Consider the following 21,674-nt stretch of genomic DNA (forward strand, 5'->3'; position numbering starts at 1 on the left):
GTTTTCCTCTACTAAAAATCTGTGGCCAGGGAATGGTCTGGCTCAGATGTCCAAGAACCGGACATCCTTGGCGTTCTGCTGAATGAAGTGCCGGCGGGATTCCACGTCCTCGCCCATCAGCACCGAGAAAGTCTGATCGGCTGCGGCCGCATCATCCATCGTCACCTGCAAGAGCGTCCGGTGATCCGGATCCATGGTGGTGTCCCACAGTTCGGTGTAGTCCATCTCACCGAGGCCCTTGTAACGCTGGATGCCATTGTCCTTAGGGATCCTGTGCCCGGCGGCAAGGCCCTTGGTCAACGCATCATCCCGTTGCTTATCGGAGAAAACGTAATCGTGGGCGGCATTGGACCATTTGATCCGGTACAGCGGCGGCTGAGCCAAGTACACATAACCATGCTCAACCAGCGGGCGCATGTAGCGGAATAGCAGGGTGAGCAGCAAGGTGGTGATGTGCTGGCCGTCAACGTCGGCATCGGCCATCAATACGATCTTGTGATAGCGAGCCTTCTCGACGTCAAAATCCTCACCAATACCGGCACCAAAGGCAGTGATCATGGCTTGCACCTCGGCATTGCCAAGCGCACGGTCGAGCCGGGCTCGCTCCACGTTGAGGATCTTTCCTCGCAGCGGCAGAATCGCCTGCGTCTCCGGATTGCGGCCACGCACGGCGGAACCACCTGCGGAGTCACCCTCCACGATGTAAATCTCGCTCCTTGAGGGATCCTTTGACTGGCAATCCTTGAGCTTTCCGGGCATCCCACCGGATTCCAGCAAGCCTTTACGGCGGGTGGATTCCCGAGCCTTCCGCGCGGCCAGTCGGGCTTGTGCGGCTTGAATTGACTTGCGAATCACATCGCGGGCCGGGCCAGGATTGCGCTCCAGCCAGTCACCGAGCTCGTCGGTGACCACACGCTGCACAAAGCCCTTAGCTTCCGAGTTGCCCAGTTTGGTCTTGGTCTGGCCCTCAAACTGCGGCTCGGAAAGCTTGACCGAGATTACCGCGGTCAGTCCCTCACGGATGTCATCGCCGGTAAGGTTTTCGTCCTTTTCCTTGATGATGTTCTTCTCCCGCGCATAGCGGTTGATCAAGGAAGTCATCGCGGCGCGGAAGCCTTCTTCGTGGGTTCCGCCTTCGTGAGTGTTGATGGTGTTGGCGTAGGTGTGCACGCTCTCGGAATAGGCCGTGGTCCATTGCATGGCAAGTTCCAGAGCAATCGAGCGCCCGTTGAGGTCCTTATTTTCGCTTTCAAAGGAGATCACCTCGGGGTTGATCACCTCGACCCTCTTGGAGGAGTTCAAGTAGGTGACATAGTCGATCAGACCGTTGTCGTACTGATAAATCACCTGGCGATGCGTTGGGCCAGCCTCAGCGGCTTCGTCATCGGCGGCCAGCTCTTCCTCGGCTTCTTCAAGAACCCGCTCATCGGTGAGGGTGATCCGCAGCCCTTTATTCAAGAAGGCGTACTGCTGGAAGCGTGCCCGGAGGGTTTCGAAATCGTATTCCGTGCTTTCAAAGATGGAACCATCGGCATAGAAGGTCTGCGTTGTACCGGTCTCATCGGTCGGCTCACCCTTACGCAGCCCACCCACCGGCTTACCGCCGTCGGCAAAGGACTGGTACCAGGTGAAGCCCTGGCGCTTGACGATTGTTTCCATCCTGGTGGAGAGCGCGTTGACCACCGAGACACCCACGCCGTGTAGACCACCGGAAACTGCGTAACCGCCACCGCCGAATTTGCCGCCGGCATGCAGGATGGTCATCACCACTTCTACCGTCGACTTGCCCTCAGTGGGGTGCATGTCCACGGGAATACCACGGCCGTCATCATCCACTCGGACACCGCCGTCGGCCTGCAGGGTGATCTCGATATGCGTGCAGTATCCCGCAAGCGCTTCATCAACACCGTTGTCGACAATCTCGGTAATCAGGTGGTGCAAACCGCGCGGACCGGTTGAACCGATGTACATGCCGGGCCGTTTACGAACAGCTTCGAGGCCTTCGAGAACGGTAATGTCGCTCGCACCGTACTGTGACTCTTCGGGTGAAACATGTGAGGTTGGGATGCTCGGGCTTGGCTGCTCTTCCGAAACTTCCGGAGTCTGCGGGTTTTCTGAGTTGCTGGTAGACACAGGCGTGCTCGACCCCTTTATATCTTGTTGTAGATTACAAAATCCTTCTCGAAGACTATTCTACAGGGTCGAGTGCTTTTTCAAGGTAAAAGCGGTAGTCAAGTGCCCTTGAGCGGGCAAGAATCACAGCTAGGACGAATCCGTAAGAACCAGTATGGGTCCTAGACAGCTTCCAGATCCCTCAGGCCGCTACGTGGCTTTCTGGCGATTAGCCGTAAGTATCGCGTGGGCCTCGACCAGTGACGGTACGCCCGCCCTTGCGCCAATTCGGCGCGGTGGGCGCCAAGACCTGAATTTTAGTCACGACGCCGGCCCCCAGGTCCGCATCAAACCTGGCCAAAAGCGAGCTTGAGAGCAGGCGAAGTTGAGTAGCCCAGCTGGTGGAATCGCAACGCACCTGCAAAACGGTTCCCTCAAAAGACTCCGGCTGACAGTGCGCAGCAATCTCGGGGCCCACCAAATTGTTCCATTGAACCATCACCGATCCGACCGCGACCGGGGAACTCCAGCCACGTTCGGCCACCAATCGTTCCAGGATCCCCCCCAGTCCCTGGGGATCACGGGCTGCCCCGATAGCCGAACGCGGGATTCCTGCCTGACGCGCCGCTTTCTTCTGGTTCCGGTGCACTGCCGCGCTTCGTACCCGACGGTCCCCTCTGGAAGTCGCGGCTTGACGCATTCGATTTAAAGCAGCCTGAGCGGCGTCCAGATCGGTTGGTTCTTCCGACTCCTCTACAGCTTCGCGCTGCGTTGATTCTTCAGAGCTCTCATCCTTGTTCATCAACAACTCCCGGGGCAAGCACTCGAATCCGATGCCCGGTGAGCTGTTCCGGAATATCGTCCTCGACGGCGGCCGTCACCAAAACTTGTTCCGCTGAGCCAACCATAGCGGCCAGTTTATTGCGCCGGGAGACATCCAGCTCCGCGAAAACGTCATCCAAGATCAAAATTGGATCGGCTCCCACCACACCCTGCTCATCGTCATCCCGAAGCAAATAATAGGATGCCAAGCGCAGAGCTAGGGCTACCGACCAGGTCTCACCGTGCGAGGCATAGCCGCGGGCCGGGGCGGTGCCTAATTGCAGCTCAAGTTCGTCGCGATGAGGTCCCACCAAGGTCAGGCCGCGCTCCACCTCCCGCTGACGAGAAGCGGACAGAGCACTTAGGTACCTATCGGTGAGCTCGGCGGTACTGAGTTGAGTCAGACTCTCCTCTTCAAACTTTTCCGCACTGCCGCCGTCGGAATCTTCCTCATAGCCGGCCAAGCTGGAACGATAGCTGGCCAGTAATGCCTTTGAACCATCGGTGAGATCTGCATAGGCAGTGGCCAAATGCGGCTGCATCTTCTGCACCAGTGCTAGCCTGCCAAAAAGCATCTGGGCGGCATGTTCAGCCAAATGCTGGTCCCAAACCTCGATAGTGGCGAGGAATTCGGGGCTCGGCTTCGAGCGGAATCCACCATGACTACGTGCCGACTTCAGCAAGGCATTGCGCTGCTTGAGTACCCGCTCATAGTCGGCTCGGACCCCGGCATAACGCGGCTGCAAGGACTGCAGCAGATCGTCCAGAAAACGGCGACGAAATCCGGGCTCACCCTTGACCAGCGCTAAATCTTCAGGCGCGAAGAGCACACTCCGGCACAGACCCAGGATGTCCCGGGCCCGCACCGGATTGGCACGATTGATTCTGGCCCGGTTAGCCCGTCCAGAATTGATTTCCACTTCCAGGCTGAGTCGCTGGGCGCCTCGGACCAGAGCACCTCTGATGATCGCTCGCTCCGCGCCAAAGCGAATCAATGGCCCATCGTTGGAAACCCGATGGGATCCTAGCGAACTCAGATATCCAAGGGCTTCGACCAGATTGGTTTTGCCCAGCCCATTGGAACCGACAAAAACCGTTACCCCTGGTTGAAGCTCCAGGTCAACCTGGGGATAACTACGAAAGTCGGTCAGCGAGAGCTTTTCTAGATACACACTACTTAGCTGGCTTCATGGCATGTCCACCAAATTGGTTACGCAAGGCGGAAACCATCTTATTTGCCGGTGAGGAATCTTCCCGTGAAGCGAAGCGAGCAAACAGCGCGGCGGTAATAGCCGGTGCTGGAACCGCATTGGCAATGGCTTCCTCAACGGTCCATCGTCCTTCGCCGGAATCCTCGACGTAGTCATCGATAGAGGCCAGGCCCGGATCTTCTTCCAGAGCCTTGACCATCAGATCCAGCAGCCAGGAGCGCACCACGGTGCCTTTTTGCCAGGCGCGGAAGGTGCCGGGAAGGTCGGTAATGATGTCCTTGGCGGCTAGCAGTTCGTAACCTTCTGCGTAGGACTGCATCAGACCATATTCGATGCCGTTGTGCACCATTTTGGCGTAGTGACCGGCTCCGACCTCGCCAACATGCACAAAGCTGTCAGACCGCTCACCCTCTGGACGCAAGGCATCGAACACCGGCAACAAGCTCTCGATGTCTTCCTTGCTGCCGCCTGCCATCAGGCCGTAGCCATTTTCCAGACCCCAAACGCCACCCGATACGCCACAATCAACGAAACGAATTGACTTCTCGGCCAGCTGAGCGGCGTGCTTTTGATCTTCAGTGAACCGCGAGTTACCGCCGTCGATCACCAAATCACCCGCGTCGAGCAGGCCACCGAGCTGATCAATCACCGAATCGGTGATCTGACCGGAGGGAACCATAACCCAAACAGCACGGGGGGAAGGCAATGCGGCTACCAAAGCTTCAACGCTCTCGACGTCGGTCACTTCGGGATTCCGGTCGTAACCGGTCACCTCGATGCCGCCCTGCCGCAAGCGGGCGCGCATGTTGAAACCCATTTTTCCAAGGCCGATCAGACCAATGTGCATCTTTTAACTCTTTCCTGCGAAATTATTGATTGGGTAACCGAACCGGCATAACCAGGTATCGGTAGTCATCTTGGTCATCGCCATCGATGTCGTTCTGCGCGGTCATCATCACCGGTTTAGGCGCAGAAGTGAAGGAGAAACGCACGTATTTGCTCTCGAAAGCGCCCAATCCTTCACTCAGATAATGCGGATTGAAGGCAACCGTGATTTCTTCACCGCTGAGCCCCGCTTCCAGGGCTTCAGAAGCTTGAGCATCTTCGCCGGTTCCGGCATCCAGGCTCAATTGCCCATCGGTGAACGCTAGGCGCACCGGGGTATTCCGTTCAGCCACCAGGGCAACCCTTCGTACCGCTTCAACCAAGGTGCTGGTCTCCACGGTTGCGTGAATCGGGGTGCTGTCCGGGAACAACGAGCGGATCTTGGGATAGTCACCGTCAACCAAAAGCGAGGTGGTACGGCGGCCGCCGCTTTCGAATCCGATGAGCTCGGAGTTATCCGAAAGTGCAATGTTGATATCGCCTGCGCCGCCGAGAGTCTTGGCAACTTCGCTCAAGGTCTTGGCTTTGACCAGTGCCGAGGTGGAAATCCCAGGCACCGCTGGTTTCCAGTTCAATTCACGCATTGCCAAACGGTAGCGATCGGTGGCCAGTAAGGTGATTAGATCATCCTCGATCTCCACCTTGACGCCTGCCAAAATTGGCAAGGTGTCATCTTTGCTGGCCGCCACGGTGACCTGAGCGACGGCACGAGCAAAAGCATCTCCGGCTACGGTGCCACTGAGCTTAGGCAGTGCCGGTAGCTCGGGGTAATCGGCTTCCGGCATAGTTGCCAAATTAAAACGCGAGTTGCGGCAGCTGAGTGTGACCTTGGACCCATCTGTCTCAATGTCCACCGGAGCGGCGGGCAGACTGCGGCAGATATCGGCAAGCAGCCGACCTGAAACCAGGATGGTTCCTGGTTCGGCAATATCCGCAGGGATCTCGAGCCGAGCCGAAATCTCATAGTCAAAGCTCGAAAGACTCAGTGTCCCAGCTTCGGCCTTGAGTAATAGTCCGGAAAGTACCGGCACCGGTGGTCGTGGTGAAAGCGCGCGGGCAGCCCAGCCCACTGCATCATTGAGAACATCCCGTTCGACTCGAAACTTCACGGCAAGGGTGCCCCTTTTCTTCCGGTTGTTGCTGGAATGACATACTCCCAGACAGCTTAGCCGCTTCTGACCTTGCTTCGTCCACGTGGCGCTTTTCGGGAGCTGATCGGTGGGTGGTTGTTTTTTGAAAGATCAGATTAATGGGATTCGTAGTGTTAATAACACCTGTGGATACTGTGGATAACTGCTCTCTGACCCGGGGTTTCGCCTTTGTGCCTGTGTACAGAATGTTGGTTCGGCGTCGTTCGGTAGGTGTGTACCGGTGGACAAACTACCTTGTGGTTATTGCCTTCCACAGCTCTAGAGGAGTTGTTCCTCCTAGAGTCCCGATTTTTCCCGTGGTAATCCACAGAGTTTTCCACAGCTGTTAAAAACTAGCCTTCAACTAGAGGTTCAACCCTGGCGTTGTTGTTGTTTGATCAAGTTCGTCAGTTCGGTGACCTGATTGAAAATGGTGCGGCGTTCAGCCATTAGCTCGCGGATCTTCCGATCCGCGTGGATTACCGTGGTGTGATCGCGGCCGCCGAGCTCTTGGCCGATCTTTGGCAGCGACAGATCTGTTAGCTCGCGGCACAGATACATGGCGATCTGACGGGCATTCACCAGGGTACGGGTACGAGATTTAGAGCGCAGCTCGTCCAGACTCAGTTTGAAGTACTGCGCGGTCTGATCCAGGATGGTCGCTGCGGTGATCTGTTGGTCGCCGTCGTCGGAAATTAGGTCCTTCAAGACGGCTTCGGCTAGGCCTACATCGACCGATTGGCGGTTCAGCGAAGCGAAGGCGGTGACCCGGATTAGGGCACCTTCCAGCTCGCGGATATTGGTGGAGATCTTGGAGGCAATGTATTCGAGCACATCGTCCGGAGCATGCAGCCCCTCACCAATCGCCTTCTTTCTTAGGATGGCGATCCGTGTTTCCAATTCAGGTGGTTGTACATCGGTAAGCAGCCCCCATTCAAAGCGGGAGCGCATCCGTTCTTCGAATCCGGAGAGCTGTTTGGGCGGTAGGTCAGAAGTGATGACCACCTGCTTATTGTGATTGTGTAAGGCGTTGAAGGTATGGAAGAACTCTTCCTGGGTCGCTTCCTTGCCGGAGAGGAACTGGATATCGTCGATCAGCAGGATGTCTACATTGCGGTAGGTGGTTTTAAAGCTGGTGCCTTCGTCGTAGCGGATGGAGTTGATGAACTCATTGGTGAACTCCTCTGAATTCACATAACGAACCCGGATCCCGCTGTAGAGCCTGCGCGCGTAGTGGCCGATGGCATGTAGTAGATGAGTTTTACCTAGGCCGGAATCGCCGTAGATGAAGAGCGGGTTATAGGCCTTGGCTGGGGCTTCCGCGACGGCTACCGCGGCCGCGTGCGCGAAGCGGTTCGATTGTCCGATCACGAAGGTATCAAAGAGGTACTTCGGATTGAGCCGACCGAATTCATTCGAGGTACTTGGCGGGGTGGGCTGCGGCCGGGATTCCTCTTGATCGGAGCCCTGATCGGCGGCCTGGTCAATTTCGGGTTCTTCTTCAACGGCAACGGGAGCTAGTTCGGTGTCGATGCTGATGGCACACAACACGTCCTCGCCGAAAACCTCCCGCAACGCTAACTCAAGCGAACCTTTGATCTGGTTTTGCAGCACTTCGCGGGTGAGCTCATTGGGCACGGCTACTAGCAGAGTTGAGCCAATCAGTCCTTGTGCCTGGGCCAGAGTGATGAAACCGCGCTGCCTGGGAGATACATGTTCATCGCCTTCCAGTATTTTGACGACCTTGCGCCATAGCCCTGCTACGTCGTCGGTGTTTTCTGTGTTCATTCAGTTCCCCTAGCGGCTGCAATACGTGCCATTCGCCGTTGTCCTTGGAGACTCAAGATCTCAGTAGTGACTGTTCGATGAAAGGTCATTGAACAAGAGTATGGGATGCTATCGGCATCCGGTAGCGGTTGAGGGGCTGCAGGCTCCCCTGTGGATAACTCTGTGGAGATCTGTTCTTGTGCCAACCTCCTATCGCTTTCAGTTTGACTGTCCATAAGCTCATGGCCTAACGTTAGGAAGTCCTTTGTGCCTGTATTTAGGTACCTGATATTTCAGCGTCGGCCTGTTACTTCCCCAGTCGCAACAGCCTCGGCGTTCCAAAAGATTTCTTGGAGTTGACACCGTGAGCAAGCGGACTTTTCAGCCGAACAACCGTCGTCGTGCCAAAAAGCATGGCTTCCGTCTTCGTATGCGTACTCGTGCGGGCCGCGCCATCCTGGCCGCCCGCCGTTCGAAGGGTCGCGTGGAGCTGTCGGCGTAAGCCGATTTCGCAACTGGACCGGGCTAGTCCTACTTTCTGATTCCTAAGAGAGCAGGCACCTGTGCTTCCAGTAGCCAATCGCATCCGTTCGGCCAGCGATTTTTCTCACACCGTCCGTTCCGGCGTCCGTTCAGGGCGCCGGAACTTGGTGTTATATACGCTCGTTGAACCAACGGGGCCGAGCAAAGTGGGTTTCATTGTGGCTAAGACGGTGGGTAATGCCGTCATTCGAAATCGCGTGAAACGCAGATTACGAGCCGCGGCCGCTCTATCGGTCTCCGAGCAGCCAACAGGGTTGAGAATAGTAGTACGCGCACTGCCCGCTGCGGCTCAGTCCGGTTGGCAGGAGCTGCTTGAGGACTATAACTCGGCCCTGCAGGCTAATTGTGAAAAGGCAGCAAAGAAGGCACTCAAAACCGTGCGGTCGTCAACTGACCGCACCAATGGCGGAAAGGCGGCTCATGCTTAGCTCGGCAACAAAGCCTCTTGCCGCCGTCGGCCGCTTTCTCTGGTACCTGCCGCGCCGAGCGCTGATCCTTTTTTTGAAAGCCTATCGGGTGCTAATTTCCCCGCTTTATGGGCAGGTCTGTCGCTATTTTCCAAGTTGCTCAGCCTATGCGCTGGAAGCCATCACGGTGCATGGCGCTGTTCGCGGCAGCTATTTAGCGGCTCGCCGGTTGCTCCGTTGCCATCCCTGGAGTGCTGGCGGCGTAGACCACATACCCGCTCATCGTGATGAGCATCAAAATTTTGCCGGGTTGCCAATGGAGTCCACGCCCCGGATCGTAGTGCTCAACCACCCTGAGCGCTATCTCGACCACCTGCACGATGGCACCGATTCTTTGAATCGGGCGGCCTGAGGCTTAGAGGGGAAAATAGCGAAGTATGGATCTCTTTGGATTCTTAGGAACCATCCTGACGCCGTTCAAATGGCTGGTGTCTTGGATCATGTGGGCCTTCCATGAGGGCTTTACCTTTATTGGGCTGCCTTCGGGATCGGGGTGGACCTGGACGCTGTCCATTGTTGGCCTGGTGCTGGTGATCCGGGCTGCGTTGATTCCGGTCTTTGTCCGGCAAATCAAAGCCCAGCGAGGTATGCAGGCCTTGCAGCCGGAGATGAAGAAGCTGCAGGCAAAGTACAAGGGCAAGACTGACCAGCTCTCCCGCCAGGCGATGGCCCAGGAACAGATGGCGCTGTACAAATCTCACGGCACCAACCCCTTCTCGGCCTGCCTGCCGATCCTGATTCAAATGCCGTTCTTCTTCTCGCTTTTCCAGGTGCTCTCCGGGGTGGCTCACGCAAGCCAGAATAATCAGGGCATTTTTGCGCTGAGTGCCGATCAGATCAAGCAGTTCGATAATGCCGACATTTTCGGAGCCCGGCTCTCGGATGCCTTCTTGCCGCAGATTCAGAACGGCAATAGCAATATTTCCGTGGTGATTCTTTCACTCATCATGATCCTGGCGATGATTGCGTCACAGTTCATTACCCAGAAGCAGATCATGTCTAAGAACATGAGCGACGAGGCGATGGCTTCCCCGTTCATGCGCCAGCAGAAGATGATGCTCTACATCCTGCCCTTGGTGTTCGGTGTTGGTGGCATTAACTTCCCGATCGGCGTCCTGATTTACTGGACCACGACGAACCTCTGGACCATGGGTCAGCAGTTCTTCGTGATCCGTCGGATGCCGACGCCGGGTTCACCCGCTTACCGCGAGTACATGAAGCGTCGCGAAGCGAAGGGTCTTCCCCTGGTGAATCATCAGGGCAAGAAGACCGAAGAGACAGTTTCCGAAGTGGTCGAAGAGATCAAGGGCCAGCGTGTCCAGCCCCAACGCAAGAATCGAAGGAAAAAGTAATGACTGCCGAATTGCCTGTTGAAGATCTGACCGAGACCGTCCAAGAGGACCAAGAAGCCCCCACCGTGAGTCGCCTCGAAGAAGAGGGCGATGTGGCGGCCGATTACCTGGAGGAACTTCTCGATATCGCTGATATCGATGGTGATATCGATATCGAGGTACGCAACGGTCGTAGCTATCTTTCTATCGTCACCGAGGAACAGAGTGATGCCCTCAGTGCCCTAGTCGGCCGTGACGGCGAGGTTCTGGAGGCGCTGCAGGAACTGACTCGGTTGAATGTGCTCTCGGCGACCGGGCACCGCTCCAGGCTGGTACTGGATATCACCGGTTACCGTCAGGAACGGGCTGGGGTACTAGCCCAGATTGCCAAGGATGCAACCGCACAGGTCAAGGAAACGGGCGAAGCTGTGGCACTGAAGGCCATGGGTGCCTATGAGCGCAAGATTGTTCACGACGCCGTGGCCGAGCTTGGTTTTGTTAGCGAGTCGGAGGGCGAGGGCGCCAGCCGGCATATTGTGGTTAGCGCGGCCGAATAGCTTTCGGTATCCCGGATATGTCTGAATCACCAGAGCTGACCTCCGAGGTCGAGCAAGCCGCCCGTGCTGTGTTTGGCGATCGCCTTGCCTTGGCCGAACGTTACGTTGAACATCTGGCCACTTCCGGCATCGAACGTGGGCTGATTGGCCCACGTGAGGTCCCCCGCTTATGGGATCGTCATGTGCTTAACTGTGCCGTTGTGGCGGAGCTGATTGACGACGGCGTACATCTCGCCGATGTGGGTAGTGGCGCTGGCCTGCCAGGTCTGTGCCTTGCCTTGGCTCGTCCGGACTTGCAGATCACTCTGATTGAGCCGCTTGAACGGCGAGTGATCTGGTTGGAAGAAGTTATCGCTGACCTTGGGCTCTCCGGAGTGCGGGTGCTTCGGATGCGGGCAGAGCAGGCTGTCTCCGAGGTGGATGCTCAGGTAGTGACCGCACGCGCAGTTTCGGCTCTGGATAAATTGGCTGCATTGACGATTCCGTTGCTACATGGAAAAGGTCAGGTGCTGGCGATCAAGGGTCGTAGCGCACAGGAAGAGATCGATAAGGCTCAGAAGGTCCTCCGCAAGTTCAAGGTCTCTCAGACCGAGATACTGACCGCGGGAGCAGAGGTATTGACCGCGCCGACTACGGTGGTGCGTATTAGAGTGGGCGGTTCGCTGCCGGTAGGCTAGAAGCTATTGGCGGCTGATTAGCTGGCTATGGAGAGGTAGAACAAGTGAGCAAACAGTCTGGATCCAGTCAACGGATTCCGTCCTTTAATGCTCTAGGATCAACTCTTTCCGGTAAAAGACAATCTAAATCGGTTGATTTATCTGGAGACTCGAGTGTTTCACGTGAAACAAAGTCTGGTAGAAATGTGATTGATGAAGTAGGCGACGATAGTCCGATCGGCCGCGAGTTGGCCAATGAAACCCGCCGCAGGGAGAAGTTACTCGGTAGGCGACTTCCGCGACCGGAAGCTACCAGGGTTTTGACCGTAGCCAATCAAAAAGGCGGTGTGGGCAAAACAACCACTGCGGTGAATATTGCTGCTGCCTTGGCTGCAGCGGGTCTTGAGGTCCTGGTGGTGGACATGGATCCGCAGGGAAATGCCTCCACTGCTCTAGGTATTGATCATCGCGCCGATGTCGAGAGTGTCTACGAGGTATTGATTGATGACGTTCCTCTGGCAGATGTTGTCGCACCCAGTCCCGACCTGAACCATTTGTATTGTGCTCCGGCCACTATCCATTTGGCTGGCGCAGATTTGGAATTGGTTTCGTTGGTGGCTCGTGAACAGCGCCTTCGGAAAGCCATTGATGCGTATACGGAGTATCGTGCGGATTCGGGGCTTCCCAGGCTCGACTATGTATTCATTGACTGCCCTCCAAGCCTAGGGCTGTTGACGGTGAATGCATTCTGCGCTGCTTCAGAGGTTCTGATTCCGATTCAGTGTGAGTACTACGCTCTGGAGGGGCTGAGTCAGCTTCTTAATAATGTTGCCATGATTCAAAAGCATCTGAATAGTGAACTTGTAGTCTCTACTATTTTGCTGACCATGTACGACGGGCGGACAAATCTAGCGGCGCAGGTTGCGGCTGACGTGCGCGAACACTTTCCTGAATTGGTTTTGAAGGCTGTTATACCGCGTTCTGTACGTATTTCAGAAGCTCCGAGCTTCCAACAGACTGTGATGACCTATGATCCTTCATCCACTGGCGCCTTGGGATACCTAGAGGCAGCCGCGGAGCTTGCTGAAAGAGCCACGCGGAGCAGTTAGAATTATTGCAAGAACCATTCGTCGCCTTAGGCAGGCAGATAGGTATTGCAAATGACTGAAAAACGGGCGACAGCAGATAGGCAACGACGCGGATTGGGCCGCGGATTAGGCGCATTGATTCCGTCTGCGGATGTTTCACGTGAAACAGAGGAGTCCGCCTCGCGGCCGGTAGATCTATTCTTTCCAGAAGGCACTCCCAAAAAGCCGCTACGAGCCAAGGTTTCACGTGAAACACCGGAGCTCTTAGAGGTTCCCGGGGCCAGTTTTGCCCAACTTAAGCTAAGCGACATTCATCCGAATCGTAAACAGCCGCGATCTATCTTTGATGAAGAAGATATGGCTGAATTGGTGCACTCAATTCGCGAAATTGGGGTGCTTCAACCAATTGTGGTGCGTAAGAGCACTGAAAAGGGTGATGAATCCTACGAATTGGTGATGGGTGAGCGGCGTTGGCGTGCCAGTCAACTGGCCGGAACCGAAACAATCCCCGCGATCGTCAGAGATACCGCAGATGATGATCTGCTGCGGGATGCCTTACTCGAGAACTTGCATCGTAGTCAGTTGAATCCGTTGGAAGAAGCAGCTGCGTACCAGCAGCTGCTGGAGGATTTCGGTACCACTCACGAACAATTGGCTGATCGGATAGGTCGCTCCAGGCCTCAAGTTTCAAACACTTTACGACTGTTGAAGCTACCCCCGGTGGTACAGCGACGTGTCGCCGCTGGGGTTCTGTCTGCTGGACATGCCCGCGCCTTGCTTTCTCTCCCGGATGAGGAGGCAATTGAACGGTTGGCTCAACGGATTGTTGCGGAAGGTATGTCCGTACGAGCAACTGAAGAGGCTGTGGCCCTGTGGCAGTCTCCGGCGGAGAAGAGGCCGACGGGTGAGCGTAGCTCCGCCCGGCACGAACGACTGGATTTTTTGGCTAGTTCCTTGGCCGATCGTTTGGATACTAGTGTGAAGATCTCGCTGGGCGCTCGGAAGGGAAAGGTCAGCATCGAATTTGCTTCCGTTGAAGACCTTAACCGAATCATGAGTGTACTGAACCCAGAAGGTTAGAGGGTAAAGAAAAGCCCCGTTGTTTCACGTGAAACAACGGGGCTTTTCTTTGGCTATCTACTTCAAGTAGTTTGCAAACTCCTGCTCAAAGAACGGCTTGGGTTTTGCGCCGATAATGGTACTCTTCACTTCGCCTTCGGAGAATAGATAAACCGCCGGTATGGATGTGATGCCGTATTCGGCAGCTATCCGTGGGTTTTCATCCACGTCGACTTTTACCACGTTGATCTTATCGGAATATTGAACCGAAATGTCATCTAGGATTGGGCCGAGTTTGCGGCAAGGACCACACCACTCAGCCCAGAAATCCACAATTACAGGCTTATCTGAAGAAAGTACCTCGCTCTGGAAGGTGTCGTCGGTAACTGCTTTGGCATTGCTCATGATTAGGCCCCTTCGGCGTGGCTGAGAACTCGTTCTTGCGCTGCTGGCTTGCTCTGAAGGCTCGCCAGGTAGTGTTCGACGTCTAGTGCTGCAACACAGCCGGAGCCGGCTGCCGTTACGGCTTGACGATAGGTGGGATCTACAACATCTCCGGCGGCAAAGACGCCGGAGAGGCTGGTCTTTGAGGAACGACCCTGTACTGCGATAGTGCCTTCCTCGCTGAGATCGAGGACATCGCGGATCAAATCAACCCTAGGGTCGTTGCCTATAGCAACGAACAAACCCGTGACGGCGAGTGTTTCGGATTCTCCGTTAAGTAGATTCCTCAACTGCAATCCGTTGACTTTATCCTGGCCATCAATACCGACTACCTCGGTGTTCCAGATGAACTTGATCTTGTCGTTGTTCAGCGCCCGGTCCTGCATGATCTTGGAGGCCCTCAAGCTGTCCCGACGGTGAATAACAGTCACGGAGCGGGCGAACTTGGTCAAGAAGGTGGCTTCCTCCATAGCGGAGTCGCCTCCACCCACCACAGCAATGTCCTGGTCCTTGAAGAAGAAACCGTCGCAGGTGGCACACCAGCTGACGCCTCGGCCCGATAGTCGCTTTTCGTCTTCCAGTCCCAGCTCGCGGTAAGCGGAGCCGGTGGAGACGATGATGCTACGCGCAGAGTAGCTCTGCCCAGATCCGGTGGTGATCCGTTTGATCTCGCTTTCAAGCGAAACTTCTGTGACGTCGTCGTACTCAATTTGGGCGCCAAAACGTTCAGCCTGCTTTTGCAGATTGTCCATCAAATCCGGGCCCATAACCCCCTCGGGGAAACCGGGGAAGTTCTCCACATCAGTGGTATTCATCAGCTCGCCACCGGCGGTAACCGAACCGGCGATGACCAAGGGATTGAGGTCGGCACGGGCGGTATAGATAGCGGCGGTATAACCGGCAGGGCCGGAACCTATGATGATGACATCGCGGACATCGGTCTGCTGAGTTTCGGTACTCACGGACGCAGCGCTCCTTGGGTGGTGATTATTTTCTCGCTTGTACAACCCCTCCACCATGGGGCTTATTCCGTGTAGTGGGGCAGGTCTCAAGACTACTTGATGGTGATCTCACCGATCTTCAGTGCATAGGGGTAGGTCTTAGGTGATTGCTGCTTAGGCAGTTGAGTGAAATTAATAATCACGTACTGCGCCTTGGTGTTAGCGGGAGCGGGGGTGGTGATATTCGGTCCGGTGAAGCTACCGGTGCCGATCTGCTTGGCGCCGGTCAGATTCGGCTTGTCATTGCTGAGTATCTCGAAACTTCCGCCGGAACCACCGGACTGCGCGATGGTCACCATGTTGATGTTCGACTTCTCTTTCAACTGCACCACGAGGGCAATACTCTTGGCCGAGTTGATGTAGGTGTCATTGGTGAACTCGAGGGTCTGCCAGAGGGTGGCGGGATTCCCGTCAAAGAGGTTCTCCAGCTTGCCGTCGGGGAAGTTCGAGGCCGTAGTCATGTCCTGAACCTGTTGGGTAACGCCGGTGATGACCGGGGTGACCGTCGGGGTGGCAGGCGGTGCGCTGCTGTTGTTCCCGGTAGCACTGGAGCTTTGACTGTTGGTTCCGGAGGCGCTGGGAGCCGCTTGATGGCTATTAGTAAACAGACCAGTAATAGCCGGTACCGCAAAAATCAAGGCAACTACCAGAATCACCAGCAGAATGCCACCGACGAGCCAGCGTCCACTGCGTGGAGCGTTGACTTCGTCATCCTCCTCGTAGCCTTCCTCGACCGCGTTGGGGTCGGCTAGGGAGGTTAATGCTGATGCCGGGAAGGTACCGGGTTTGCGCGCCGGGGGCTCTGTTTCCTGCTGATTTATGGGGGCTGGGATCTGCTCGCTGATGACTTTTCCGCCAGCTGCCGCGCCGCTCAGCTGTTCCGCAGGCTCCGCTTCGTTCCAAAGGGAAACCTTGGGCAGCTGCGCTGGTGCCGGGGCTGTTTCCGGTGCAACAGGTTCTTCCGGGGCAGTTGTGGACTTGGGGGCAACCTTGGGCGGCGGCGGGATGTTCGGACGAGCCTGCGGCAGTTCATCGTTCGGAACCGGGGAGTTGTCTTCATAGACATAACCGCCGATAGTGGGCTCCACCGGCCGGGTAGCACCGAAGATCTCAACGCCGAGCGTATCGGTGAAATGCGGCTCAACATAGGGAGTGGTGGGCACCAGCAGGTCAAGCAGATCCGCGGCTTGGCTCTTGCTGGCGATCAGATAGGCGGTACCTTCACCCAGACCCAAGTCCAGAATTTGGAAACCGGCATCGCGCTCACCCGTGGCTACCTCGCGGGCTCCTTGAGCCAGGCTTTCGGTATTCTGCTCTCCGGCGATCATCATGCTGACCGGCCGATTGAGGACCTGATCAATGCCATCGAGCACCTGATCGCCGTCCGCAGAGACCAAAACGCTAGCGGTGACCTTATAGCGGCCACCGAGCACCGTACCGACTTCCACAGACTGCGACAATTTGCTGCCCTCCTTGGCTTCCGATCCTAGCCGATCCGTACCTGCTAGTGCCGGAATTGGGCGCCCCACCCGACGAAGAATAGGCGCGAGAAGTTCGTCGAGCTCGCGCACTCGCATCATTTTAAGGGCGAGGAAATAGGTAAAGGCCATGACCAGCCCAACTACGACCATAGTGACCACCGCGGTCCAAATAGACTGCCAGGCGAAGCCATCGAAGCTTTGGTTGATGAAACTGGCACCACCCAAGCCAAAGAGTACGAGGCCTCCTACAATGGCGGCAAAGGCCGCGCCGACCAGATATTGCACATGCGAACGAATCACTCCGGCTAGTCCGAAGTCGCCAATCTTTCGCCGCAAAACGGAGCCAGCTAGGAAGGGTGCCAGGATATTGCCGGCGGTGATTGTTCCGAGTAGGCAGTAGATCAGGATGTTGGAGGGGACTAGGGAGACTGCCAGGGCGGTGACCACACCGAAAACAATCAGAATGCACTGGAGCACAAACGGTGTGCGAGCATCCTCGGTGGCATAGAACACCCGGTTCAACATGAAGTTTGCACTCAGGAAGGGTGAGCCAATGGAAAGGATGGCCACCGCAATACCCACTATGAGTCCGGTTTCGGGGCTGCCTGAGCTGAAGAGCATACCGATTTGACCGGAGAGAACTAGTAAGACGGCGGCGCAGAAGATGGTGGCCACCCCCACGGTACGTAGGAGCTTTGAAACCGAACTTCTTAGCGCCTGATGGTTCCCTGTCGAGGCCGATCTGGCCATTTGGTTGAAAAGTATCGTGGCAATAGAAAGCACAATGATGGAGTGCGGTAGCAGATAGATATCGCTGGCCCGATTGAAGATGAAAAGCCCCGCTACCGATTGCTCAGAACTGTTGTTCCGCTGAGTCACCAGGTTAGCGACGCGGGCAATGACCAGATAGGAAAGATTTCCCACGATCATGGTGCCCAGAGCCCAACCTGCGATCTTTCCGGCCGAAGCCAAACCGATGCCTCGCCAGCCCCAGGCAAAGTGAAGACGCAGACCTAGTTTACGGATCGGTCCGATCAGTATCAGGGCTTGCAGAACAACTCCAAGAGTTGTTGTCCCAGCAAGCAATAAGGTCTGCCCCGAGGACCAGTTTTCAACGGTGTGTGGGTGAGCGGCAGCCAGTCCGTTGATGGCAATGAATGCCAAGATTCCGATGATGGCCACGATGTTGTTCAGCACAGGAGCCCACATATAGGAGCCAAAGCGGTCATGCGCATTGAGGATTTGGCCCAGCAGGGTGTAGAAGCCGTAGAAGAAGATCTGAGGCAGCAACCAGACGGCAAAATGTGTGGCTAGATCTAGATTTTGTCCCGACAATCCCGTGGTGAGTGCCATTAGGGGGCGAGCAAGCAGAGCCAAAATAAGAGTAATGATGACCAAGCCGGTCACGCAGAGCGTCATGAGTCGGCTCAAATAGTCCGAGCCACGATCGGGAAGCTTGCTGGCTTTGATGATTTGCGGAACCAGAACGACATTGAAAACGCCACCAGCCAGCATGATGTAGAGCAGATTCGGTAGATAGTTCGCCGAATCGAAGATGTTGGCAACATTGGATGTCGCCAACAACGCGTAGGCAATCAGGATTCCCTTGATGAATCCCAGAATCCTGGATGCCAGGGTTCCGGCGGCCATGATGGTGCTTGACCTGGCCACGTTGACTCGGGCTCGGTCACCGGTGGGGGCTGCGCTGGGGGGTGGAGTGTTCTCTGCCATTTGGCACCATCATTCCACGTTGCACCTGGCCGGGTCGTGATTAGCGCTCCGTGAGTGGCATCCCGGACACCGGTGAAACCGAGCAAAACTCGATCCAGGCCTCAGAAATCCTTGGGCAAACTACCGGTGGCCAAATCCGCAATCCGTCGTTCATTCGGAAAGGACAGCCGTTTGGTCAGGTCGGCCAGGCTCACCCAGGCCACATCGATAGCCTCGTGGTCGGGGTCGTTCTCAATGGTCAGCTCGCCGCCGGTGGCACGCAGGAGGAAATGGTGGACCGTTTTGTGTACCCGGTGCCCGGTAACGGTGAACCAGTAGTCGATGCTGCCCAGCGGCGCCAGGATTTCACCCTCAATGCCGGTTTCCTCGGCGATTTCACGCACCGCCGCCTGCTCGTGGGTCTCCTCACCTTCCGGATGTCCCTTGGGCAAACACCACTCAACCCGACCACCGCGGTTCAGCCGCGCGATAATCGCAACCCGCAGGACGCCGTCGTGCCTATCTACTACTACCCCGCCGGCGGAGACCTCTTCCACGGTAGGCAGGGCAGAAACCCCGCCAGACACGGCAGCCGCTTGCGCACCGAGTGCCGAGGGCAAGGGTGCGCGCTTGGGTGCGCTGGGAACGGGACGGGCCATGCCTCCCACTCTAACGAAATCTGGCAGGATGTAAGGAACTATGATGCAGCTTCTGACCAGCTCAACCCTTGATCCCGTTGTCCTCGAACTGGGACAACGCTTTGTCGACGCCGGATTCGAGCTATCCCTGGTAGGCGGACCGGTCCGCGATCTTTTTTTGGGTAGGCAATCCCCAGACCTGGATTTCACCTCGAACGCCAGGCCCGATGAGATCCTGGCCGTGATTAAGGGCTGGGCCGACGCGGTCTGGGAGATCGGCAGGGCCTTCGGCACCATTGGCCTGCGTAAGGCTGGGTTCATCATCGAGGTGACCACTTATCGCGCGGAATCCTATGATCCGGACTCTCGTAAACCCGAAGTCAACTTCGGGCATTCCCTTGAAACGGATTTGCGGCGCCGGGACTTCACCATGAATGCGATGGCGCTGCGGCTACCGAGCATGGAACTCGTTGATCCCTACGGAGGTATCAAAGACCTGCATGCCGGGGTGCTGCGGACTCCGGACCGGGCCGAAGACTCTTTCTCCGACGACCCTTTGCGAATGATGCGGGCCGCTCGATTCGTCGCGCAGTTGGGCGTTGCCTTACATCCCGAGGTGGAGGGCGCAATGATCGAGATGGCGGAGCGGATCAAGATCATCTCTGCGGAGCGGGTCCGTGACGAACTGACCAAGACGATTTGTGCCCCGCAGGCCCGGCTCGGCGTGGATGTACTGGTCAACGTTGGCCTGGCGGACTATGTGCTGCCCGAGGTGTCGGCGCTTCGCCTCGAAGTGGATGAACATCACCGGCACAAGGATGTCTATCAGCACTCCCTGCAGGTACTGGAGCAAGCCGCTGCCTTGGAAACCGGCCCCGAAGGCGCGGTCCCAGGCCCGGACTTTGTCTTGCGTTTCGCTGCCTTGATGCACGACGTCGGTAAGCCGGCTACCAGGCGCTTCGAACCTTCCGGCGGGGTCAGTTTCCGGCATCACGATGTGGTCGGCGCAAAATTGACCGCCAAGCGGATGAAAGAACTGCGCTTCGACAACGACACCATTAAGGCCGTCTCCCGGCTGGTTGAGCTGCACATGCGGTTCTACGGCTACGGTGAGGCGGGCTGGAGCGATTCCGCAGTACGGCGCTATGTCACCGATGCCGGGCCGCTGCTGGAACGGCTGCACCGGCTGACCCGCTCTGATGTGACGACCCGTAATCAGCGTAAGGCTGAGCGGTTGGCCTTCGCCTATGACGACCTGGAGCATCGAGTGGCTGAATTGGCGGAACGTGAGGAGCTCGCCTCGATCCGCCCAGATCTCGATGGGGCTCAAATCATGAGCTTGCTGGGCATCGCACCGGGACCGTTGGTAGGGCAGGCCTATAAGTACCTGCTCAATGAGAGAATGGAAGAGGGGCCGCTGGGCGAGGCTGAGGCCGAACGTAGGCTGCGGCTCTGGTGGGCTGAGCATCGACCGTCCGCTGCCGATGAAGAATCAACGAAAGCCAGTGATGAGCGCTGAATCAGTACCGTGGGACCATGTCACCTTGCCCAAGCTCTGGCTACTTAGGCATGGCGAGACGGAATGGTCCAAGAGCGGGCAATACACCGGGCTTACTGACCTGCCGCTGACCGAACAGGGTGAGCAGCAAGCCCTCTCCGCGCGTCCGGCGCTTGCCGGCACCGACTTCGATCTGGTCCTTAGCTCCCCTCTGCAGCGTGCCCGAAGGACGGCCGAGCTGGTGGGCTTCCCTGACGCCGTCGTGGAGCCGCTCGCTCATGAATGGGACTATGGCGACTACGAGGGTGTGCACAGCGCAGAAGTTCGACGGCGGCACCCGGGTTATCTGATTTGGAATGATGGAGTTCCGGGCGGGGAAACCATTGAGCAAGTTGCTGCTCGTGCGGATCAGGTGATTGCTAGGGTGTTGACTCCGCAAACCGAGGGTCCGCTTAGCGGCCAGGTGGTAGGCAACGCGCTGGTGGTGGCACACGGACACTTCCTAAGGATCCTGACTGCACGCTGGCTGGACCTGGAGGCGCGCGAAGGCAAGCACTTCGTGCTTGGCACTGCAAAGGTCTGCACGCTTGGTTGGGATAAGCGCACTCCAGCAATAGAACAATGGGGACTCTAATCAGCTCATTTTGGCGTTGATTGATAGCGCCGATTCATCTCCCTGAAAAGTTTTTCAAACTTTTTTGACGATCTGGTATTCAACTGGTCTTTTAATGATGTATGTTATTAAGTGTGTTCAGCGCAACCGCCTGGACCGTCCGCCACGTGATGAAGGGAGGCCTTGAAATGAATATCGAAGCAAACGCCGCAGTGATTGGTACAACCATCATCGTATTCGGCAAGGCCCCGGCCCGTGGCATGCTCAGCTACTCCTAGCTGAAGTCTCGCGCCGCTGGCGCCGATATCCACGAGAACTTGGCTGAACTTTTTGCTGTTCTGAATTCCTTGACGTAAATCTATTCGCGCCTTTTGCGTCCAAATAAAGCTATTAATTAATAGCTTTATTTGTCGCGCCCCTCAACAGTATTATCTGCCTAATTCCTGGAGTTTGTGTGAATAATTCTCATCGTCCACATTCGAATTTCATCGAGCGCGCCGCAAAGGAGGTGACAGCCATGAGCCCCATGCCCTCAATCTCTTCGATCAAGCGAATCTTCTTCACTCCGATCGACGCCGAGCGGATCCAGCAACACCGTGACCGGGTGGAGACCGACTTCCGCAATATGAACATCATGAACATCCGCTGAGTTTCCTAAGGA

The 21,674-nt window shown here is 56.5% G+C and carries 21 protein-coding genes; 11 read left to right on the top strand and 10 right to left on the bottom strand.

Features of this window, described 5'->3' with window-relative positions; translation table 11 throughout:
- Nucleotides 1-42: 42 nt before the first annotated feature.
- The 6 genes from gyrB to dnaA all read right to left on the bottom strand — a co-directional run bounded on the left by gyrB (nt 43) and on the right by dnaA (nt 7,948).
- Complete coding sequence (gene gyrB, locus FHU41_RS10725) at nt 43-2,067, bottom strand: DNA topoisomerase (ATP-hydrolyzing) subunit B (RefSeq protein WP_343046350.1); 2,025 nt, start codon at nt 2,065-2,067, stop codon at nt 43-45.
- A gap of 274 nt (nt 2,068-2,341) precedes the next feature.
- Entirely contained in the window at nt 2,342-2,914 is a 573-nt protein-coding gene (locus FHU41_RS10730; RefSeq protein WP_179389654.1) for a DciA family protein, read from the bottom strand.
- Nucleotides 2,901-4,106 carry a DNA replication/repair protein RecF gene (recF, locus tag FHU41_RS10735; RefSeq protein WP_179389655.1) on the bottom strand — a complete coding sequence of 402 codons (1,206 nt, stop codon included), beginning with the start codon at nt 4,104-4,106 and terminating at the stop codon, nt 2,901-2,903. Before recF ends, FHU41_RS10730 begins: the two co-directional genes overlap by 14 nt.
- Nucleotide 4,107: 1 nt before the next feature.
- Nucleotides 4,108-4,992, bottom strand: coding sequence for a phosphogluconate dehydrogenase (NAD(+)-dependent, decarboxylating) (gene gnd, locus FHU41_RS10740; protein ID WP_179389656.1), 885 nt, complete (start codon nt 4,990-4,992; stop codon nt 4,108-4,110).
- 22 nt (nt 4,993-5,014) lie between these two features.
- A complete protein-coding gene (gene dnaN, locus FHU41_RS10745) occupies nt 5,015-6,139 on the bottom strand; it encodes a DNA polymerase III subunit beta (protein ID WP_179389657.1) in 1,125 nt (374 codons plus the stop codon).
- A gap of 393 nt (nt 6,140-6,532) precedes the next feature.
- On the bottom strand, nt 6,533-7,948 hold the full coding sequence (dnaA, locus tag FHU41_RS10750) for a chromosomal replication initiator protein DnaA (RefSeq protein ID WP_179389658.1): 1,416 nt from the start codon (nt 7,946-7,948) through the stop codon (nt 6,533-6,535).
- A gap of 343 nt (nt 7,949-8,291) precedes the next feature.
- On the opposite strand from dnaA, the gene rpmH reads away from it, so the two are divergent.
- The 8 genes from rpmH (at nt 8,292) to FHU41_RS10790 (ending at nt 13,649) form a co-directional block, all read left to right on the top strand.
- Nucleotides 8,292-8,429 (top strand): 50S ribosomal protein L34, encoded by a 138-nt coding sequence (gene rpmH / locus FHU41_RS10755; protein WP_074588526.1) that lies wholly within the window; start codon nt 8,292-8,294, stop codon nt 8,427-8,429.
- A gap of 61 nt (nt 8,430-8,490) precedes the next feature.
- Complete coding sequence (gene rnpA, locus FHU41_RS10760) at nt 8,491-8,898, top strand: ribonuclease P protein component (protein WP_179389659.1); 408 nt, start codon at nt 8,491-8,493, stop codon at nt 8,896-8,898.
- Nucleotides 8,891-9,289, top strand: a complete 399-nt coding sequence (gene yidD / locus FHU41_RS10765; RefSeq protein WP_246279599.1) for a membrane protein insertion efficiency factor YidD — start codon at nt 8,891-8,893, stop codon at nt 9,287-9,289. Before rnpA ends, yidD begins: the two co-directional genes overlap by 8 nt.
- A gap of 25 nt (nt 9,290-9,314) precedes the next feature.
- A complete protein-coding gene (yidC, locus tag FHU41_RS10770) occupies nt 9,315-10,289 on the top strand; it encodes a membrane protein insertase YidC (protein WP_179389661.1) in 975 nt (324 codons plus the stop codon).
- A complete protein-coding gene (locus tag FHU41_RS10775) occupies nt 10,289-10,825 on the top strand; it encodes a Jag family protein (protein WP_179389662.1) in 537 nt (178 codons plus the stop codon). The genes yidC and FHU41_RS10775 overlap by 1 nt, the downstream gene beginning before the upstream one ends.
- Before the next feature lie 17 nt (nt 10,826-10,842).
- Nucleotides 10,843-11,502, top strand: a complete 660-nt coding sequence (gene rsmG, locus FHU41_RS10780; RefSeq protein WP_179389663.1) for a 16S rRNA (guanine(527)-N(7))-methyltransferase RsmG — start codon at nt 10,843-10,845, stop codon at nt 11,500-11,502.
- 44 nt (nt 11,503-11,546) lie between these two features.
- Entirely contained in the window at nt 11,547-12,590 is a 1,044-nt protein-coding gene (locus FHU41_RS10785; RefSeq protein ID WP_343046309.1) for a ParA family protein, read from the top strand.
- 51 nt (nt 12,591-12,641) lie between these two features.
- A complete protein-coding gene (locus tag FHU41_RS10790; protein ID WP_179389664.1) occupies nt 12,642-13,649 on the top strand; it encodes a ParB/RepB/Spo0J family partition protein in 1,008 nt (335 codons plus the stop codon).
- A gap of 57 nt (nt 13,650-13,706) precedes the next feature.
- On the opposite strand, the gene trxA is transcribed toward FHU41_RS10790, so the two are convergent.
- The 4 genes from trxA to FHU41_RS10810 all read right to left on the bottom strand — a co-directional run bounded on the left by trxA (nt 13,707) and on the right by FHU41_RS10810 (nt 18,923).
- Nucleotides 13,707-14,033: a thioredoxin gene (gene trxA, locus FHU41_RS10795; protein WP_179389665.1), complete on the bottom strand. Its 327-nt coding sequence runs from the start codon at nt 14,031-14,033 to the stop codon at nt 13,707-13,709.
- Nucleotides 14,034-14,035: 2 nt separating this feature from the next.
- Nucleotides 14,036-15,034 carry a thioredoxin-disulfide reductase gene (gene trxB, locus FHU41_RS10800; RefSeq protein ID WP_343046310.1) on the bottom strand — a complete coding sequence of 333 codons (999 nt, stop codon included), beginning with the start codon at nt 15,032-15,034 and terminating at the stop codon, nt 14,036-14,038.
- A 92-nt stretch (nt 15,035-15,126) separates the two neighbouring features.
- Nucleotides 15,127-18,285: a lipid II flippase MurJ gene (locus FHU41_RS10805; protein ID WP_179389667.1), complete on the bottom strand. Its 3,159-nt coding sequence runs from the start codon at nt 18,283-18,285 to the stop codon at nt 15,127-15,129.
- 101 nt (nt 18,286-18,386) lie between these two features.
- Nucleotides 18,387-18,923: an NUDIX hydrolase gene (locus FHU41_RS10810; protein WP_179389668.1), complete on the bottom strand. Its 537-nt coding sequence runs from the start codon at nt 18,921-18,923 to the stop codon at nt 18,387-18,389.
- A 40-nt stretch (nt 18,924-18,963) separates the two neighbouring features.
- On the opposite strand from FHU41_RS10810, the gene FHU41_RS10815 reads away from it, so the two are divergent.
- The 3 genes from FHU41_RS10815 to FHU41_RS15315 all read left to right on the top strand — a co-directional run bounded on the left by FHU41_RS10815 (nt 18,964) and on the right by FHU41_RS15315 (nt 21,662).
- On the top strand, nt 18,964-20,421 hold the full coding sequence (locus FHU41_RS10815) for a CCA tRNA nucleotidyltransferase (RefSeq protein WP_179389669.1): 1,458 nt from the start codon (nt 18,964-18,966) through the stop codon (nt 20,419-20,421).
- The gene (locus tag FHU41_RS10820) at nt 20,411-21,034 is read left to right on the top strand and encodes a histidine phosphatase family protein (RefSeq protein ID WP_179389670.1); all 624 of its coding nucleotides are present in this window, start codon (nt 20,411-20,413) and stop codon (nt 21,032-21,034) included. Before FHU41_RS10815 ends, FHU41_RS10820 begins: the two co-directional genes overlap by 11 nt.
- A gap of 496 nt (nt 21,035-21,530) precedes the next feature.
- Entirely contained in the window at nt 21,531-21,662 is a 132-nt protein-coding gene (locus FHU41_RS15315; RefSeq protein ID WP_281360641.1) for a hypothetical protein, read from the top strand.
- Nucleotides 21,663-21,674 lie beyond the last annotated feature (12 nt).

The sequence above is a fragment of the Psychromicrobium silvestre genome (assembly GCF_013408295.1).
GTDB lineage: Bacteria > Actinomycetota > Actinomycetes > Actinomycetales > Micrococcaceae > Renibacterium > Renibacterium silvestre.